Consider the following 16,051-nt stretch of genomic DNA (forward strand, 5'->3'; position numbering starts at 1 on the left):
AGTCATGGGTAGAGCAGTTTCACCACGAGATTTATTGCACTCTGAAGTGCGGACAGGAAGTTCAGGGTAAAGAATATCCAATCTCCTATTATATAGGAGTATATCGTCAGCAGTGTTGCCGCTACAACGTAGATTACGATAAACTTCAGGTTCAACGGGCAGTGCTTTTTCTTCACGGTCTCGATGGTTTGAGGTAGCCACGAGCTGACCAGCAGTAGCATTCCCAGGAGTCCTATTATCTCTCCACCGTTCATTTTCTCTCACCCGACCGGGAAACGGGCGAGCCTAAAAAAGCCTTGTGGATGGATAGATGTTAAAACTGAGGAGTAGAAACTCAGAAATAGACAGGTTTAAGCTAAAGCTGGCTCGCGAGCCTTGACATAGCCCAGGTTTTAACGTCCTCATCGAGTATGCCGTTGATGATCTCCATGGCCTCAGAGACCTTACCAGCCTTGGCAAGTGCTAAAGCTACCTCTGCCTCAACCTTGGAGCGGTTCGAGAGGTCGGTTATGTACTTGGATATCCTCATGGCTTCCTCAGGTTTTCCCATGTTCAGGAACTCAAAGGCAAGGCTCATTAGTGCCTTGGTACTCTCCTCGTGGTTGTCTATATCGAGGGCGGCTTTTACTGCCCTCTCCAGCGCCTCTCTATACTCTGCCCCCCTCTTTGCCAACTCGATCGCGATGTGGGAGAAAGCCTTCGAGCGGATGGCCTTGTCGGGTATTCCATCCGCCATCTTGAAGGCCTCTTCGATATTTCCCGAGTTGACGAGCTTGAGAACCGCCTCGTAGAGCGCCCGAGAGCGATACCACTCCTGCATGATTATCCCCAAAACTTTTGGGCCTTGGAGGATTTAAGCTTTCCGCGGTTAAGGTTTATAACCTCCCACGAGAATTGGGGACAGGTGAGAAAATGAGAAAACTGTCAGTGCTGCTCCTGTTCATCATAATGGTCTCCACGCTCTCCTACGCTTTAGCTGAGACCCAGATAGACCCCAGCAAAATTCACTTCTACATGTACGGCATGGCCACCTGTCCCCATTGCCAGAACATGAAGAAAGTCATCCCCGAGATTTACGGCCCGGATAGCTTGACATACTATGAGCTCGTGAACAATGAGGAGAACCAGAAGCTCTTCGGCGAGCAGTACAAATACACCGGCATTATGGGAGTTCCTGCGATAGCAATAACCTACAACGGAACCCTCTACGCGATAATCGAGGGAGAGTTTAACGTCTCGGCGACACCCAAGATAATAGAGGCCGCCATGGAGAACAACGGGCTTATCCTCTTTGTTGCCGGCCAGGCTTACATCATTAAGAATGAGACAATCATACAGAAGCTCCAGACTATATATGTCGAGCACAGGCTTCCCGAGGTAGATACAACTGAGACTTCAGAGATTACAACCTCCACGCCGTCCGGAGATGAAACCACAAGCACAAACGAAAACAACGATAAAGTCTGCGGTCCTGGAATAATGGCCGTTCTCGTGGTAGTTCCCCTCGTTCTCCTGAGGAGAAGGCGCTGACCTTTTGTTCTCAACTTTTAGTTTTAGAAAGTCACAAAAAGCCATGGGCTGAAGTGACTACCATGAGGAGTGAAGTAAAGGCGCTGGCTATCATCCTCCTGGCTTCCTTTGGAATAAGCTCCTTAGCACTCTGGGCACTCGACTTAACTCACTTCATCCCGCAGTTCTTCACGCTCGCAATGAGTGACTCCATAAACCCGTGCACCTTCGTCATCTACACCATGCTGCTCATAGCACTCTCCGTTAGAGAGATTTCACGGAGGAGGCTCTACATCGTTGGGGCATCATTCATAGCGGCCGTCTACATCTCGTACTATCTTCTGGGCGTTGGCCTTCTCTACTTCGCTGGCCGCCTGCCTCTCTGGGCTGCCGGCGTTGCGGCCATAATCTTCGGCCTTTATACTATCGTCACTGGGTTAATGGAGAAGTCAAGGGTTTTCGGCAAGAGCGACCTCAGGAAGAAGATATTCAGCAGCGACGCAACGCTCCTAGGAGCTTTCACCCTCGGCGTCATAGTGTCGACGACTCTCCTTCCCTGCTCTGCCGGGAGCTATCTTGTCTATGCGATAATAATCTCAAAGAGCGGAAAAACGCTCGCCTTTCTCCTGCTTGCTCTCTACAACCTCGTCTTCGTGCTTCCGCTGGTGGTCATACTGCTGGCGATGGGAAGCGTCACAGAGAGTAAGCGCTTCTCCCAGGCGATGGTGAGGCACAGCAGGGAGCTGTCCGTGATAGCGGGGATACTGCTCATAGCGATAGGGATCTGGGTTCTCACGGGGGCCTCACTGTAGGCCTAACAGTGTCCCTACTTTTCTTTCAAACTCCCTAAAGTTCGGAACACCAATGAACTCAACGCGGTTGTTTATTAGTATCGTTGGAGTGCCAAGGATGTTGTGCTCCATAGCCTTTCTCTGTCCCTCGGGCGTTGCGACGCTCAGCTCCTTAGCTACCACTCCCTCGTACTTCCTCTCGAGCTCCCTTGCCATCTGGACTGCTATAGGACAATAGGGACATCCTGGGGCGGTGATAACCTCAATGACGACCTTAGGCCCTTTTGGCCTGACCTCTATCATCCCAGCCCTCTTCATCAGCTCGAGCATCTTTTTTCTCCTAATCATCTCCAGCTCGTCCATGGCCCCTCCCAAGATGAATGGAAGAAGAGTGAGTTTAAAAAGAAATCTTTGAAGGAAAATTCAATCGACCGCGCTTAGGTGAATAGCAAGCAGCAGGGCGAAGATTATGGCAAGGAGTATGTGCACCTTCTTCCAGTACCTCAGTATCTTGACGAACTTCTTGGCCATGGCACTGTCGTGCTTCTTTGCAGCTACTGTTACTTTGCCGTGAATGTAGCGTCCAACAAAGCCGCTGACGTTCAGCAGAACAAGTGTTATGGCCATGCTGAGACCGGTTATTCCAGCGAGGCCTGAGTAATTATCGCACGAGAAGAAGTGAACGAACACCAAAAGGGTACCTGTTATTGTGAGGACATGGTGAATGGTGATGGGGTAAATCGGTCCAAACACCGTCACGTAAGGCTGCTCAGGCTTTATCTCGAAGCCCCACTCGCTCGATTTCTTGTGGATTATCAGAAGTTTCCGCTTGGTTAGGGAGTAATAAACTACTCCAGTAGCAATCATCGCCACACCGACTACGGCGAAGGCGGTGTAGCCAGCCTCGTATTCGTCTCCTTCCCCTTCGTACTCGTCGGCAAGAACGAGTGGAGCCAAAAGGAGAATTAAAAGAACCAAAGCGAGGGCCCGCTTCATCAGGCTTCACCTCAGAAAGCTCCGCTTCCTAACCCACATATCTTCGCGAAGGGACAGACGGCACAGTCCTCTGTGTACTGCTTGAGGTAGGGCTCACCCTTCACGGCCTTCGTTATCTCCTTGGCTTTTTCCATGGCCTCGTCCTCTCCTTCAAGAACGAGCGTTACGCTGCCCTCGGCTCCACCGGCACCTCCAGCAGCGATTGGTATTGCCTCAACGCCGGCAAGTATTCTGTATGCCTCAACCTCCGTCACTGGGTGAGCATGGGGAATTGGAACGAGAGCCGCGTAGAGGCCCGTACCCCAGTCGAAGGAATATATGCCAGTGAGCTTGGCACTCTCCTCCACGGGCGTGGGAACGAACTTCTCCAGGCTTATGGGCGTTATCGTAAAGACTCCCTTGGTTATCGTCCAGCCGAAGGTCTTGCCTATTGTTCCTCCGTCTGGGGCGGCGGCAAAGACGGCCACGTTCCAGTTTATGTCTATCGCGTTTCCGCCCTTGATGAAGATGTCCTTCGGTCCCATCTCTCTCAGGGCTTCTATCGGCTCGCCCTCGAAGGGCTTCCCCTTATAGAGGACGAGGTGCTTCGGCCAGGTATCCTTGGGGGTAACGCACGTCCTGCCTTTGCTTATTATTCCAACGGTCCACTTCTCCTTTTCGATTTTCTCCCCGAGGAGCTCCTCGGCTATGTAGGCTGCGGTTGTTCCAGTCGCGATGTAGACAAAGCCGTGCTTAAGGGCGTGCTGGACCTCTTCCATGGCCACTACCGCTTTGGCTATCAACCTCTTGCTCTCGGGGGGAGTGAGGGTTACAAGTGCCCTTTTCATGAGAATCACCCGGTTAAGATACACGTCGAAACATATTAAATGTTGTGTTAGTCTCGGCTGTAAACTTTCGGCTAACCGAACAGTTCCAGGCAGATCCTGCACTGGGCAGGGTTCAACTCGGGATCAATTTGGGAGTGGAAAGAACAGACGTAACCCTTGCCCAGCATCTCCAGCGAAATTTGAACTAGCATCGAGTGGATTTCGTACTCGGTAGGTCTCTTCCTGATTATCTCCTCGGCGAGCTTTTTGAGGTCATCATCTATGTCTGGGAATTGGGCGACGTCTATTAAAGCTCCCCTGTCCATCCTCAGATATCGAGAAACGGCAGACTGGGTAATGTGCAAAAGCTCCGCTATCTGTGTCTGTTTGAGTCCCTTCTCCCTGAGTATCTCTACAAGTCTGCGCCTCAGCGAGGGATAGACATAGCGTGAAGCAACTTCGAAAGCATTCGTTTTCATGTATCCCTATATGACGCACGGAATATTTAAGACTTTTGGTCGAATTTTGGCCAAGCCTCAGGTTGGATTAAACGGACATTTTCTTTGTCATAACTCGTGGTTCTCTAGAGATTACAATGTAATGACACGTGTCATATATACTTTGGGAGAGCGGGAAAGTCGAAAACATTTAATTCAAAAATTAGAACATGATGTAACAGTTAATGCAATCATACGTCCCGAATATTTTCTTTCCAGCTATGTAAATATGGCCTTTTAGGTTAAGAAACCGCAAACTTTTTATGAAGGTATCTTCATCTATAACTCGAAGTATATGACATGTGTCATAGGAGGGATCGTGATGAAGTTGTCTGGAGGTGTTGGAATGCTCTGCAACCAGTGTTCGATGAGCCTGAGTGGTGGCTGTACCGTTAGGGGCGTGTGCGGAAAAGACCCCGACTTGAACTCCCTTCAGGAAGCGTTGCTCTATGGAATAAAGGGCACCGCCGCCTACTACTACCACGCGCTCGAGGTTGGCTATGACAATCCAGAGATTGGCCATTTCCTTGCCGAGGCACTATACTCTACCCTGACGAACGTCAATTTCGACAAAAACCGCTTCCTTGGACTCATCCTTGAGAACGGAAGGATTCACCTAGAGGCCATGAAGCTCCTAGACAGAGCCTATGTGGAGACCTTCGGCAGGCCAGAGCCGGTAGAGGTCCCCACTGGAACTGCTGAGGGACATGGTATATTAGTCACCGGCCACAGCTACAAGGCACTCTACGAGCTCCTGAGGCAGATAGAGGAGATGGGGCTGGAAGATGAAATTAAGGTGTACACCCACGCCGAAATGTTTCCCGCTCATGCATATCCAGAGCTGAGGAAGTTCAAGTCTCTCTACGGCAACTGGGGTGGCTCGTGGCTCTATCAGAGGAAGGAGTTCGCGGAGTTTCCGGGGGTCATACTGGGCACGAGCAACTGTGTGCAGCAGCCGACAAAGGCCTACGCGGACAGAATATTCACAGTTGGAATAGCCGGCCTTGAGGGAGTTCCTCACATCGAGGACTACAACTTCGAGCCGCTTATCAAGCGCGCCCTTGAAACGCCGAAGATGGAGAAGATAGAGGGAGGAAAGCTCCTCACGGGCTTCCACCACACCAATGTGCTGGCGATGAAGGACAAGCTGATAGAGCTGATCCAGGAGGGCAGGATAAGGCACATATTCGTGGTTGGCGGCTGTGACACGCCACACAAGGGCATGGGGTACTACGAGAGGCTCACCGAGCTGATTCCGGAAGATGCCATAATACTCTCCGCCGCCTGCGGCAAGTTCCGCTACAACGCAAGGAACTACGGCACCATCGACGGAATCCCGCGCTTCCTCGACTTCGGCCAGTGCAACAACGTCTACTCTATAATCGAGATAGCCGTGGCCCTGGCGAGCGAGCTTGGAACGGACGTGAACTCGCTCCCGGTCAGCATAGTTCTCAGCTGGATGGAGCAGAAGGCGATAGCCATCCTCTACTCCCTGCTCTACCTCGGAATAAAGGGTATCTACATCGGTCCAAAACCGCCGGAGTTCCTTACCCCGGCTGTCTTCGAAATCCTGAGGAAGCAGTTTGACCTTAGGCTTATCGGAGACCCAGAAAAGGATCTAAAGGATATGCTCAGCAAGGGAATAAAGGTGGAAGATGGGGCTATCTCAGTGGAGGAGGTGGATTAATTCCTTTCCTCCAGTTTTTTCAATTCTTCCATCATTTCCTCGAACTTCTCGTCGCTCATACCGAGAAGCTTTTTGGCTTGCCTGAGGGTCACTGTCCTGGCCAAAGTTTTCCTCATCACAGGGTTCTGGAGCGGGGAGAAGCCATACTTGACGAGTATCTCAAGGGACTGAGGATAGGCCTTAAGGAGCTTAGCCACGTTGGTGTCTTCTGTTATCTCATCCAGCTTATCGTCGCACTCTTTAACTTCCATCTTAAGCTCCTTTGAGCTTTCGGTCTTCGTAACTTTGAGGACGAAGAAACCGCCGACTTCTCCAACTTCAATGTCGTATCCTGCCTCTTCCAACTTGGGAATCAGGTCAACGAAAGGCCTGTCGCCTATAACCTCAAGTGTATCCCCGACCTTGAGCTTCCCGAGGCTCTCGAGGATCATAACCGCTGGTTGAGGAGGTTCCAAACCCCTAACATCGAGCATCATTTTCGCTCACCGTTCGAATATATGACACGCGACATATAAGCTTTACTGGTCAGAATTGTTTAGTTCCGTATACTCACATATGTCCAGAAATACTTATAAGCGCTACCTATGACATGTGTCATGAAGGTGATAAAGATGACTGAGTTACTCAGCAACCGTGATTATAAGAAGGAGCAGCTCAAGAGTCTGCTCAAAAAGATACACGAGGGAGAAGATGTAAACAAGCTGAAGGCAGAGTTCAAAGCAGTCTTAAGTAGCATCTCCCCCCTCGAAATCCCGCTCATCGAGCAGGAGCTGGTGAAGGAAGGCATCTCCGCCAAGGAGATAGCCAAGATGTGCGACATCCACGTCGAGCTCTTCCGCGAGGCAGTTTCAGGTACTGACGAGCTCGAAGAGAAGGACCTTCCAGAGGGACACCCGCTCAGGACTCTCTACGAGGAGAACAAGGAGATAATGAAGGACGCCGAGATGCTCAACCTATACGCCTCGACACTGGTCAACACCAAGGACGAGCGCATGAGAAGGGAAATTCTCGGGATCCTTGAGGAGATAGTGACCAACCTCAGGAGGGTCGGCTTCACCCACTACAACCGCGAGGAGATGCTCATTTTCCCATACATCGAGCGCCGCGGCCTAACGGCAATAGCAACCGTCCTCTGGACGAAGCACGACGAGATAAGATTCATGATAAAGCACCTCGCCGAGCTTTTGAGGAAGAGGGAGGAGATGCCCTGGGAGGAGTTTGTGGAGAAGTTCAAGGCCAAGGCGAGTGAGGCCGCCTTTGCCCTAACTGACATGGTCTTCAGGGAAAACAACATATTCTATCCCACCGTTAAGGCCCTACTGAGCGAGGGTGAGTGGAAGGCTATAAGACTTCAGGAAGACGAGTTTGGATACTACAAAGTCCAGCCAAAGGAGTGGAACCCCGACGTTGAGCCCCTCCACCCCTGGCAGATTGACCCGACGCTGAATGCAGCGCAGCTCCTCAGCCTTCCAAAGGAGGTTCAGCAGGCCCTTAAGGGACAGCCGCTGGAGTTTGACAAAGCTGAGCTCAAACGCGAGGGTGACATAGACCTTGGAACTGGATACGTAAGCATAGAGGAGCTCAAGAAAATATTCGAGGCCCTTCCAGTTGATGTGACCTTTATAGACAAGGACGACCGCGTGAGGTTCTTCTCGCCAGGCGAGAGGATATTTGCGCGCTCGTTGAGCGTCCTCGGAAGGCCCGTCCAGCTCTGCCATCCACCTAAGAGCGTCCACATAGTGAACAAAATCCTCAAGGCCTTCAAAGAGGGCAGGAAGAAAGAGGCCACCTTCTGGATACGCATGGGGCCGAAGTACGTTTACATCAAATACGTGCCGCTCTTCGATGATAACGGTGAATATCTCGGGACCCTTGAGATTACGATGGACATCGCCCCGTATAAGAAAATTGAAGGCGAAAAGAGGCTTCTCGATTGGAGGGATTGATATGATGGTCACCAATGTGGAGGAAGCGAAAAGGATTGAGAATCCACATGGAGTGGACGTTAGAAAGCTCCTCGCGATGGAGAAGGTCAGCGTGCTCCACGTGAGCCTAAAACCCGGTGAAGAGCTCAAGAAGCACTCCACTTCGGTGGATGCCTTCCTCTACGTGCTCAAGGGAAAGGGTGTGGTAGAAGTCGGTGAAGAGAGGGCAGAGGTTAAGAAGGGATACCTCGTATACTTACCTAGGAACATCCCCCACAGCGTCTCGAACGCTGGAAGCATGGAGATGTCCTTCCTCGTAGTTAAGGTGGTGTGAAAAATGAGGGGAAATCCGGAGATATTTCGGAAAAGGGTCGAGCGCTTTCAGGAGCTTTTAAGGGAGAATGAGATAGATGGGGCAGTCATCAGAACTCTGTCGAGCTTTATCTACTTCACCGGCACCAAGTGGCTCCGGCCGGCGCTCTTCATTCCGGCGGAAGGTGATCCTCTGGTCTTTGTGGTCTGGGGCGAAGCCGAGGAGTTCAAGCGGAGAAGCTGGATAGAGAATGTCGTCGAGTTCCAGAAGGTCGAGGATCTAATGGCTGGTGTTGTGGGCTGGATACACCGCAACGGCATGGAGCGTGTCGGCCTTGAGTTTGGCATTGAGAGGGACGCGTACCTTATATTCCTCAAGATATTCGAACGTCTCAACCCGACGGTTGAGATAGTGGACGTCCTCAACCTGACGATGGGTCTCAGAATGATCAAGGATGAATGGGAACTCGACAACATCAGGAAGGCCGGAAAGATCGCTCAGAAGGGTATGAATGTCGCAGAGGAGACAATAAAGCCCGGTATGAGCGAACTGGAGATAGCGGCAGAGGTTATGCGCGAGCTAATGCTCAATGGCTCTGAGGATCCAAAGGTCTACGTTTCAACGACACCGAGGGCACATGCCGAGCCCTTCAGGGACCTTAGAGTAAAGGAGAACGGCGTTGTTACCGTCGTTATAGGGGCAGACTGGAACCATTATTATGCGAACATGGCGAGGACTTTCGTGGTTGGCGATCCCGGCGAGAGTGTCAGAAAAGCCATTGAGGTCAAGGAAGAGGCTTACAAGCTGGCGCTCGAAGAGACTCGGATTGGTGTCCCACTAGCTTCCGTTGAGAAGAAGCTTGCGAATTTCTTCAAGGAGAGGGGCTTCGGCGATGCCTACATAGCTGGCTACACCCACGGAGTCGGCCTGTTAATCGAGGAACCACCGATAACGACCATTGTTGTCCCACAGAGGGCCGCAAAGGTGCAGGAGAACATGGTTCTGACAATAATCCACCCACCGCTCATGATTCCCGAGGGTGCGATAAAGCACGAGGACACTTACATAGTAAAGAAAAACGGCCTTGAGAGAGTGACCTAAAACACCCTTGCATAGCCCCATTTCCGGACGCTCGTAAGGATTGAGGTTTCCGTGCTCCTTATTCCCTCTATTTTTCCGAGCTTCTCTATTAGAAAGCTCTCCAGCTCCTGGAGGTCTTTTACAGTTACCTGCATGAGTATGTCATGTGCACCTGTGGCTATTCCCAGAACGTCAACCTCTGGTAGCTTGCTCAGCTCCTCGGCGGCCTTCTTCACCCTGTTCGGTTCAACGTCAACCGCTATGAAGGCAACAATTGAATAACCCGCCTTGAATGGATTTATCAGCGCTGCAAACTTCCTGATAACGCCCCTCTCAACGAGCCTTTTCACGCGGAGCCTTACGGTTGACTCCGGTACTCTGAGTCTCCTCGCTATCTCCGAGTAGCTTGCCCTGCCATCCTCCTGGAGGATGTGGAGTACCATCCTGTCAAGTTCGTCAAGGTGCTCATTTTTCCGCATTTTATGGCCACCAATATTGTCAATATGTCACATACCTTTTAAGCTTTTCTACGAATTAAGCAAAATTTGGCCGAAATTGCTATTAATTCCGAGAGTATACAGCATCTGGGGATGCAGGCATGAGGAAGGAAGAAATTCTCGAGCGCTATTCAAGGGTTTTTCCAAAGGCCGCGCGCGTTACCTATGCTCCGATAGTTGGAGTTAGAGCCGAGAATGCCAAAGTCTGGGACATCGAAGGGAGGGAGTACATAGACTTCCTCAGCGATGCAGCCGTTCAGAACGTCGGCCACAACAATCCGCGTGTCGTTCAGGCGATAAAGAGGCAGGTAGATAACCTCATCCACTTCACATTCATATATGGTTTTCCAGTGGAGCCCCTGCTCTTGGCTGAAAAACTAACTGAGATTTCTCCAATTGAAAATTCGAAGGTCATTCTTGGCCTGAGTGGGAGTGACGCCAACGACGGGGCCATAAAGTTTGCTAGAGCCTACACAGGGAGGCAGGCGATCCTGAGCTATCTCAGAAGCTACTACGGTGCTACCTATGGAGCGATGAGCATAACCGGTCTGGACTTTGAGGTTCGCGCCATAGTCGGAGAGCTGAGCGGGGTTCACTATATTCCCTATCCCAACTGCTATCGCTGTCCCTTCGGCAAGGAGCCGAAAACCTGTAAGATGGAGTGCGTTAAATATCTCAAGGAGAAGTTCGAGGGCGAAGTTTACGCTGAGGGAACGGCTGCACTCTTTGCCGAGCCCATACAAGGCGACGCCGGGATGGTAGTGCCGCCGGAGGGCTACTTCAAAAAAATCAAGCGCATCCTCGATGAGCACGGTATTCTCCTCGTGGTGGATGAGGTGCAGAGCGGTATGGGGAGAACCGGCAAATGGTTCGCGATAGAGCATTTCGGCGTTACGCCGGATATAATAACCCTTGCCAAGCCTCTCGGCGGCGGCTTACCTATAAGTGCGATAATCGGGAGGGCTGAGATAATGGACTCCCTTCCACCCCTTGGCCACACCTTCACACTGAGCGGCAATCCAGTGGCGAGCAGAGCAGCCTTGGCAGTCATCGAGGAAATCGAGGAGAAAGATCTTCTTAGGAGAGCCGAAAAGCTCGGAAAGTATACGAAAAAACGCCTTGAGAAGATGAAAGAGGAGCATGAACTCATCGGTGATGTCAGGGGGCTTGGACTGATGCTCGGCGTTGACCTCGTCAAGGACAGGGATACCAAGGAGAGGGCCTATGAAGAGGCAAGAAAAGTTGTGTGGCGCGCCTACGAGCTCGGCCTTGTTTTGGCGTTCCTTCAGGGGCACGTGCTGAGGATTCAGCCGCCGCTGACGATAGAGGAAGATGTGCTCGAAGAAGGTTTGAACAGGCTGGAGCAGGCGATAGCTGACGTCGAGGAAGGTAAGGTTCCAGATGACGTTCTTTCGAAGGTGCAGGGGTGGTGACTTTAACAAGTTTTTGTCTATTTGGCCTTTTTCCGAAAACTTTTTAAACAAATTTTGATACAGCTTGAGCGGGCTTCAATGGAAGCTTTGGAGTTCGAAAGGAAGAAGGTTTTGAAGATTGGAATCGAGGATAAAGTTGAACCCTCGAAGGCTTTGGTTTTTGGCCTTCAGCACGTTCTGGCGATGTTTGGAGCGACCGTCACTGTTCCGCTGGTCGTGGGCGGTGCAATAGGTCTCAGCGGCGACCTGGTTGCCCTCATGATACAGGCGGTTCTTCTGGCCATGGGCATCGCGACACTTCTGCAGACGACGATAGGCTCGCGCTACCCGATAGTCCAGGGTTCGAGCTTCGCCTTCATCCCAGGGCTGATAGCGATAGGCTCAAGTATTGGCATGGCTGCCGTACAGGGTGCACTTATCGTGGGGGGCTTGATTGAGGCGGCTATAGGCTGGCTCGGTATAATCGGCAAGGTCAGAAAACTCTTCACACCTCTCGTCACAGGAGTTACAATAATGCTCATAGGCTTCAGCTTGGCGGACGTTGCCGTCAAGAACTTCCTCAACTTCTATGCCGACCCAAGTGGAAGCACCATCGTGAGCTCCGTCATCGTCGCGGGGGTTACCTTCCTCACAACAGTGTTCGTCGCACTGAAGGCAAAGGGCAGCCTCAAAGCAATGCCTGTTGTCATAGGTGCCCTAGTGGGCTACCTCGTCAGTATCCCTCTAGGCCTAGCCAACTTCGACCTAGTGAAGAACCTTCCAGCATTCAGCCTGCCCAAGCTTCTTCCTTGGGGTGAGCCTATCTTTGACACGACGGCCATTGTTATCCTGCTTTTCGCATTCATGGTAAGCATAATCGAGAGCGTCGGCGACTACCACGCGATAGCCACCGTGACCGGCTCGGAAATAACGGAGAAGCACATAGCCCGCGGTATAGGTAGCGAAGGACTGGCCTGCTCGATAGCCGGCCTTTTGGGTGCCTGCGGAACGACAAGCTACTCCGAGAACATCGGTGTCGTTGCCCTGACAAAGGTCGGGAGCAGGCACGTCGTTCAGGTTGGTGCAGTCATTCTAATCCTTCTGTCGCTGGTTCCCAAGTTTGCGGGGGTTCTGGCATCGATGCCAGCCCCAGTGCTCGGCGGCCTCACACTGGCTCTCTACGGCATGATAAGCGTCACAGGGCTTAGGTTGATAACCGAAAAGGTCGAGCTCAACGACAGAAACACACTTATACTGGCTGCAGCTCTCATAGCCGGCCTTGGAGCACCGCAGCTTCCAGCAGAATTCCTCGCCCACTTTCCGGAGATAGTTTCCAGCATACTTGAGTCAGGCATGGCGGTTGGGGCGTTGACGGCAATAATCCTCGACAGGCTCCTCTGACCTTTCAATTTTTGAGAAAAGAAAAGGAGTTAGTAGATGGGTCTCTCGTACGTCCCTCTAAACTCAAGCTCCTCGGGCATGTTAGAGAATGCTATTACCTGGTAGATTGCGGCAATTAGCAGCAGGATGCCTCCTATGAGTATTATGAGCGTTAAGGCACCCCACCAGAGCCATTTGGCGGTCTTCTGGAACTCTTCTACCCCAGTTATTTCGTACATGACCTCCCATGCCTGCTTCTGGAAGTATGCCGCCAGTATAAACACGGCGATTATGAGTATGATGCCGAGCAGAACCATCCCTATACCGAATGCCACGTGAGGTTCATGCATGCCTCCTTCTGGCAATGTTATTGCTCCAACCAAGATGAAAACTATCGCGAATACCACTCCTACAATGGCCACAATGACGCTGTAGAGGTAATACTTGAAAGGCCTCTCATCACCAACCTTATCCCCGATTCCCTTCAGGGCGATCAAGACCAGTATGAATGCAATCAGTGATAGCGTGCTTCCAAAGACGCCGATGTAGGGTATTGCTCCCATAAACGCCGCGACGAGCGCTAAGATTGATCCCCAGAGACCGAAGTTCTTTTCATTCCTGACGTCTATTCCCATAAGATTCCACCAGGTTAATAACTCACGAACTTCTTAAAATCATTTCGAAAAAATGGCAGGAAATTAATGGGGGAGAAAAAGAGGTTCATTCTTTCTTTTCTTTTGCCTTCTCAACTGGCTTCTCTGCTTCCTTCTTCTCAGTGGGCTTTTCAACCGGCTTGGTATCATTCTTCTCCGCTGCTTTTGCAGCTGCCTTCTGAGTGGGCTTTGTCGGTGGCTTCGGCGGCCTGATGCCGTAGCCGAGTATCTTGAACTTCATGACCTCTCCGTCTCTCAGGTAGTAGGTGACCTCCTTCGTTTCCTTGTTGAACTCTATCTTCTCCACCGGGAACCTGTAGTCGGGGAACTTCTCGTTTATCTCCCTGAACTTGTCTGGATGGATTGGAACCCAGTCGAAGAGCTCCAGCTCCTCGTCCTTCCACTCGGTAGTGAGGATGTAGTTCTCGATGAAGCCCAGCGCTCCAGTTGGACAGACGTCGACACAGAACTCACAGAAGGTACACCTGCCGTAGTCTATCTTTGGATGTGGCCTCTTCTCCATCTTGCCATCCACTTCTATCCAGGTCATCTCTATTGCCCTCGCCGGACATATCTGGCCGCAGAAGTTACAGCCGACACACTTCTTCCAGTCGAGGGTGTGGAATCCCCTGTAGTCCTTAGCTGCCTGTACCGTCTCGTAGGGTATCTTGATGGTAACTGGCTTCTTGAAGAGGTATTTGAGGCCCATCCAGGGCTTGATGAACGATGGCTTCTTCCTGATTTTCTCTTCTGGGGCGACCTTAAAATCAACCTCCATCTTCATCACCTGTCGATGTCCGGTGGACAGTTGTCAAGGCTCATCAATATCACGGGGACGTCAGCTATTCTTGCTCCAACCAAGAGCTGCTCGAGAACCCTGACTCCGTGGGCTATACTTGGGCCCCTTATCTGCACTCTGTACGGCTTGTGCTTTCCATCACTGACGACGTAGGCACCAAAGTCGCCCTTCGTTGATTCCACGTGGGCAAATGCATCTCCTGCCGGAACCTTAAACCTCGGGAGATTCTTGAGCCTGGGATCTTCAACCTTGTACGGTCCACTCGGCGGCCCCATCTCGAGGAGCTGGTCGAGGATGTAGAGATCCTGCTCAAGCTCGAAGCGCCTTATCAAAGCCCTTGCGAGGGCATCACCCTCCTTCAGGACGGGAACCTCGAAGTCGAGCTCTGGGTAGAGCAGGTATGGGTCAGCTCTCCTCACGTCGTAGGCGACTCCAGTTGCTCTAAGGTTTGGCCCAGTGACGCCTTCAGCGAGGGCAAACTTCTTGTCCATCACTCCAATTCCCTCAAGCCTCCTGTGGGCGACATAGTTCTCGAAGACAAGGTTGTCGAAGTCTGGTAACTTGCTCCTGATGTACTTAACGGTGTCCTTGAGCTGGCGGAGCCACTTGTCGCCCGGAATGTCCCTCCTGACACCGCCGGGGATGGTGTATATGTGATAGACCCTGGCACCGGTCAGCTGCTCGAAGAGGGCCATCAGCCTCTCCCTGTATGCAGCGGCCCACTGGCCGGCAGTGTAGACACCGAGCTTGAAGCTCAGGCCCATTATCCAGAACAGATATGCGGAAACCCTCGCCATCTCGAGGACGGTTGTTCTAATCCACTGGGCCCTTTCTGGAACCTCCCAGCCAATTATCTCATCAACGGCCATTGAGTAGATTGCCTCGGGGACGTCTGGCTCTGGAACACAGATTCTAAGGAGGAGCGCTATGTTCGTGTACCACGGCCTGTACTCGGCGAGCTTCTCAAAGCCTCTGTGGAGGAAGCCGGGGTTGGCTATGGCCTTCACAACCCTGTGGCCGTCCATCTTGAGGATTATGCTGAAGTTCTCAGTAGCCATGTGCTGTGGGCCAAAGAACAACTCGTAAGTGTCCTTATCGATTGGGAGCAGATCCATCCCATTTTCTCTCGCTTCCCGAATGAGCTCATTCTGTGAAACCATAACTCTCACCTCAAATCACGTAGTTGTCCTTATCCTCATCGAACCTGTCGAGCAGCTTGTACTTCTTCTTCACGTAGGTCAGCATGTCGAAGTCCTTTCTGTGCGGGAAGAGCCCCTGCTCGGTGTCGTCGAGGATCCACGGCATCTCCATCTTCTCGTTGCCCTCGAAGTAGACTCCAAAGAAGTCGTGGGCGTCCCTCTCGTAGGTCTCAGCCACAGGGTATATGTCCTTGACGGTCGGCATCCTTGCCTTATCGAGATCCCTCGGAATCCGTGTTCTGACCATGGCGTGGGTTCTGTGGGTCACGCTCCACATCTGATAGATGAGCTCAAGCTCGCCGTCGTTGGGCCAGTCAACGGTCGTTATCTGGAGCATGAGCTCGAAGTCGTTCTCCTTGAGCAGCATGAGGAAGTCCCTTATCCTGTCTGCTGGAATGCTGAACTCAATCCTCCGTTCGCGCCGCACCTTGCCCTCGGCGTAGGGAGCTTTTTCAAGGATTTTGTCAACGAGCATCTGCTCTCTCTCCCACTTGACTTCACCCATCC

Annotated in this window: 20 protein-coding genes; 8 read left to right on the forward strand and 12 right to left on the reverse strand. The window is 51.8% G+C overall.

What is annotated here, in order from left to right; all coding sequences use genetic code 11:
- Positions 1-2: 2 nt before the first annotated feature.
- Entirely contained in the window at positions 3-254 is a 252-nt protein-coding gene (locus E3E26_RS05765; RefSeq protein ID WP_167710820.1) for a PQ-loop domain-containing transporter, read from the reverse strand.
- Positions 255-355: 101 nt separating this feature from the next.
- The gene (locus E3E26_RS05770; protein WP_167900371.1) at positions 356-820 is read right to left on the reverse strand and encodes a hypothetical protein; all 465 of its coding nucleotides are present in this window, start codon (positions 818-820) and stop codon (positions 356-358) included.
- Positions 821-912: 92 nt separating this feature from the next.
- Between E3E26_RS05770 and E3E26_RS05775 the strand changes: the two genes are divergently transcribed.
- On the forward strand, positions 913-1,530 hold the full coding sequence (locus tag E3E26_RS05775) for a CGP-CTERM sorting domain-containing protein (RefSeq protein WP_167900372.1): 618 nt from the start codon (positions 913-915) through the stop codon (positions 1,528-1,530).
- 62 nt (positions 1,531-1,592) lie between these two features.
- Positions 1,593-2,321, forward strand: coding sequence for a cytochrome c biogenesis CcdA family protein (locus tag E3E26_RS05780; protein WP_167900373.1), 729 nt, complete (start codon positions 1,593-1,595; stop codon positions 2,319-2,321).
- On the opposite strand, the gene E3E26_RS05785 is transcribed toward E3E26_RS05780, so the two are convergent.
- From E3E26_RS05785 to E3E26_RS05800, 4 genes are all read right to left on the reverse strand, one after another.
- Complete coding sequence (locus tag E3E26_RS05785; RefSeq protein ID WP_167900374.1) at positions 2,313-2,663, reverse strand: thioredoxin family protein; 351 nt, start codon at positions 2,661-2,663, stop codon at positions 2,313-2,315. The genes E3E26_RS05780 and E3E26_RS05785 overlap by 9 nt on opposite strands.
- A 60-nt stretch (positions 2,664-2,723) precedes the next feature.
- Positions 2,724-3,296, reverse strand: coding sequence for a hypothetical protein (locus E3E26_RS05790; RefSeq protein WP_167900375.1), 573 nt, complete (start codon positions 3,294-3,296; stop codon positions 2,724-2,726).
- A gap of 11 nt (positions 3,297-3,307) precedes the next feature.
- Positions 3,308-4,123, reverse strand: a complete 816-nt coding sequence (locus E3E26_RS05795; protein WP_167900730.1) for a hypothetical protein — start codon at positions 4,121-4,123, stop codon at positions 3,308-3,310.
- A gap of 71 nt (positions 4,124-4,194) precedes the next feature.
- Positions 4,195-4,581 carry a transcriptional regulator gene (locus E3E26_RS05800; RefSeq protein WP_167900376.1) on the reverse strand — a complete coding sequence of 129 codons (387 nt, stop codon included), beginning with the start codon at positions 4,579-4,581 and terminating at the stop codon, positions 4,195-4,197.
- A gap of 340 nt (positions 4,582-4,921) precedes the next feature.
- Here E3E26_RS05800 and hcp point away from each other — a divergent pair, with 340 nt between their 5' ends.
- Positions 4,922-6,286, forward strand: a complete 1,365-nt coding sequence (hcp, locus tag E3E26_RS05805; RefSeq protein ID WP_240911662.1) for a hydroxylamine reductase — start codon at positions 4,922-4,924, stop codon at positions 6,284-6,286.
- Here hcp and E3E26_RS05810 read toward each other — a convergent pair.
- Complete coding sequence (locus tag E3E26_RS05810; RefSeq protein WP_167900377.1) at positions 6,283-6,762, reverse strand: DUF1858 domain-containing protein; 480 nt, start codon at positions 6,760-6,762, stop codon at positions 6,283-6,285. The genes hcp and E3E26_RS05810 overlap by 4 nt on opposite strands.
- Before the next feature lie 135 nt (positions 6,763-6,897).
- Between E3E26_RS05810 and E3E26_RS05815 the strand changes: the two genes are divergently transcribed.
- Genes E3E26_RS05815 through E3E26_RS05825 form a run of 3 tightly spaced genes read left to right on the forward strand, consistent with a single transcriptional unit; the run spans position 6,898 to position 9,625 of the window.
- Positions 6,898-8,232 (forward strand): DUF438 domain-containing protein, encoded by a 1,335-nt coding sequence (locus E3E26_RS05815; protein ID WP_167900378.1) that lies wholly within the window; start codon positions 6,898-6,900, stop codon positions 8,230-8,232.
- Between the two features lies 1 nt (position 8,233).
- Positions 8,234-8,545, forward strand: a complete 312-nt coding sequence (locus tag E3E26_RS05820) for a cupin domain-containing protein (protein WP_167900379.1) — start codon at positions 8,234-8,236, stop codon at positions 8,543-8,545.
- A gap of 3 nt (positions 8,546-8,548) precedes the next feature.
- Positions 8,549-9,625 carry a Xaa-Pro peptidase family protein gene (locus tag E3E26_RS05825; RefSeq protein WP_167900380.1) on the forward strand — a complete coding sequence of 359 codons (1,077 nt, stop codon included), beginning with the start codon at positions 8,549-8,551 and terminating at the stop codon, positions 9,623-9,625.
- Here E3E26_RS05825 and E3E26_RS05830 read toward each other — a convergent pair.
- Positions 9,622-10,083: an Lrp/AsnC family transcriptional regulator gene (locus E3E26_RS05830; protein ID WP_167900381.1), complete on the reverse strand. Its 462-nt coding sequence runs from the start codon at positions 10,081-10,083 to the stop codon at positions 9,622-9,624. The genes E3E26_RS05825 and E3E26_RS05830 overlap by 4 nt on opposite strands.
- 119 nt (positions 10,084-10,202) lie before the next feature.
- On the opposite strand from E3E26_RS05830, the gene E3E26_RS05835 reads away from it, so the two are divergent.
- Both E3E26_RS05835 and E3E26_RS05840 read left to right on the forward strand, forming a co-directional pair.
- Complete coding sequence (locus E3E26_RS05835) at positions 10,203-11,534, forward strand: leucine/methionine racemase (RefSeq protein WP_167900382.1); 1,332 nt, start codon at positions 10,203-10,205, stop codon at positions 11,532-11,534.
- Positions 11,535-11,612: 78 nt separating this feature from the next.
- Positions 11,613-12,914: a uracil-xanthine permease family protein gene (locus E3E26_RS05840; protein WP_167900732.1), complete on the forward strand. Its 1,302-nt coding sequence runs from the start codon at positions 11,613-11,615 to the stop codon at positions 12,912-12,914.
- Between the two features lie 29 nt (positions 12,915-12,943).
- On the opposite strand, the gene E3E26_RS05845 is transcribed toward E3E26_RS05840, so the two are convergent.
- The 4 genes from E3E26_RS05845 to E3E26_RS05860 all read right to left on the reverse strand — a co-directional run bounded on the left by E3E26_RS05845 (position 12,944) and on the right by E3E26_RS05860 (position 16,049).
- Positions 12,944-13,528: a DUF996 domain-containing protein gene (locus tag E3E26_RS05845; RefSeq protein ID WP_167900383.1), complete on the reverse strand. Its 585-nt coding sequence runs from the start codon at positions 13,526-13,528 to the stop codon at positions 12,944-12,946.
- Positions 13,529-13,613: 85 nt separating this feature from the next.
- Positions 13,614-14,324 (reverse strand): NADH-quinone oxidoreductase subunit NuoI, encoded by a 711-nt coding sequence (gene nuoI / locus E3E26_RS05850; RefSeq protein ID WP_167900733.1) that lies wholly within the window; start codon positions 14,322-14,324, stop codon positions 13,614-13,616.
- A 5-nt stretch (positions 14,325-14,329) separates the two neighbouring features.
- Entirely contained in the window at positions 14,330-15,505 is a 1,176-nt protein-coding gene (locus E3E26_RS05855; protein WP_167900384.1) for an NADH-quinone oxidoreductase subunit D, read from the reverse strand.
- Positions 15,506-15,515: 10 nt separating this feature from the next.
- The gene (locus E3E26_RS05860) at positions 15,516-16,049 is read right to left on the reverse strand and encodes an NADH-quinone oxidoreductase subunit C (protein WP_167900734.1); all 534 of its coding nucleotides are present in this window, start codon (positions 16,047-16,049) and stop codon (positions 15,516-15,518) included.
- Positions 16,050-16,051 lie beyond the last annotated feature (2 nt).

The sequence above is a fragment of the Thermococcus sp. LS1 genome, assembly GCF_012027395.1.
Lineage (GTDB): Archaea > Methanobacteriota_B > Thermococci > Thermococcales > Thermococcaceae > Thermococcus.

Excerpts from the sequence above, each read along its gene's own strand:
- E3E26_RS05765 (WP_167710820.1), bottom strand. The coding sequence starts at position 254 with ATGAACGGTGGAGAGATAATAGGACTCCTGGGAATGCTACTGCTGGTC.
- E3E26_RS05770 (WP_167900371.1), bottom strand. The coding sequence starts at position 820 with ATGCAGGAGTGGTATCGCTCTCGGGCGCTCTACGAGGCGGTTCTCAAG.
- E3E26_RS05775 (WP_167900372.1), top strand. The coding sequence starts at position 913 with ATGAGAAAACTGTCAGTGCTGCTCCTGTTCATCATAATGGTCTCCACG.
- E3E26_RS05780 (WP_167900373.1), top strand. The coding sequence starts at position 1,593 with ATGAGGAGTGAAGTAAAGGCGCTGGCTATCATCCTCCTGGCTTCCTTT.
- E3E26_RS05785 (WP_167900374.1), bottom strand. The coding sequence starts at position 2,663 with ATGGACGAGCTGGAGATGATTAGGAGAAAAAAGATGCTCGAGCTGATG.
- E3E26_RS05790 (WP_167900375.1), bottom strand. The coding sequence starts at position 3,296 with ATGAAGCGGGCCCTCGCTTTGGTTCTTTTAATTCTCCTTTTGGCTCCA.
- E3E26_RS05795 (WP_167900730.1), bottom strand. The coding sequence starts at position 4,123 with ATGAAAAGGGCACTTGTAACCCTCACTCCCCCCGAGAGCAAGAGGTTG.
- E3E26_RS05800 (WP_167900376.1), bottom strand. The coding sequence starts at position 4,581 with ATGAAAACGAATGCTTTCGAAGTTGCTTCACGCTATGTCTATCCCTCG.
- hcp (WP_240911662.1), top strand. The coding sequence starts at position 4,922 with ATGAAGTTGTCTGGAGGTGTTGGAATGCTCTGCAACCAGTGTTCGATG.
- E3E26_RS05810 (WP_167900377.1), bottom strand. The coding sequence starts at position 6,762 with ATGATGCTCGATGTTAGGGGTTTGGAACCTCCTCAACCAGCGGTTATG.
- E3E26_RS05815 (WP_167900378.1), top strand. The coding sequence starts at position 6,898 with ATGACTGAGTTACTCAGCAACCGTGATTATAAGAAGGAGCAGCTCAAG.
- E3E26_RS05820 (WP_167900379.1), top strand. The coding sequence starts at position 8,234 with ATGATGGTCACCAATGTGGAGGAAGCGAAAAGGATTGAGAATCCACAT.
- E3E26_RS05825 (WP_167900380.1), top strand. The coding sequence starts at position 8,549 with ATGAGGGGAAATCCGGAGATATTTCGGAAAAGGGTCGAGCGCTTTCAG.
- E3E26_RS05830 (WP_167900381.1), bottom strand. The coding sequence starts at position 10,083 with ATGCGGAAAAATGAGCACCTTGACGAACTTGACAGGATGGTACTCCAC.
- E3E26_RS05835 (WP_167900382.1), top strand. The coding sequence starts at position 10,203 with ATGAGGAAGGAAGAAATTCTCGAGCGCTATTCAAGGGTTTTTCCAAAG.
- E3E26_RS05840 (WP_167900732.1), top strand. The coding sequence starts at position 11,613 with ATGGAAGCTTTGGAGTTCGAAAGGAAGAAGGTTTTGAAGATTGGAATC.
- E3E26_RS05845 (WP_167900383.1), bottom strand. The coding sequence starts at position 13,528 with ATGGGAATAGACGTCAGGAATGAAAAGAACTTCGGTCTCTGGGGATCA.
- nuoI (WP_167900733.1), bottom strand. The coding sequence starts at position 14,324 with ATGGAGGTTGATTTTAAGGTCGCCCCAGAAGAGAAAATCAGGAAGAAG.
- E3E26_RS05855 (WP_167900384.1), bottom strand. The coding sequence starts at position 15,505 with ATGGTTTCACAGAATGAGCTCATTCGGGAAGCGAGAGAAAATGGGATG.
- E3E26_RS05860 (WP_167900734.1), bottom strand. The coding sequence starts at position 16,049 with ATGGGTGAAGTCAAGTGGGAGAGAGAGCAGATGCTCGTTGACAAAATC.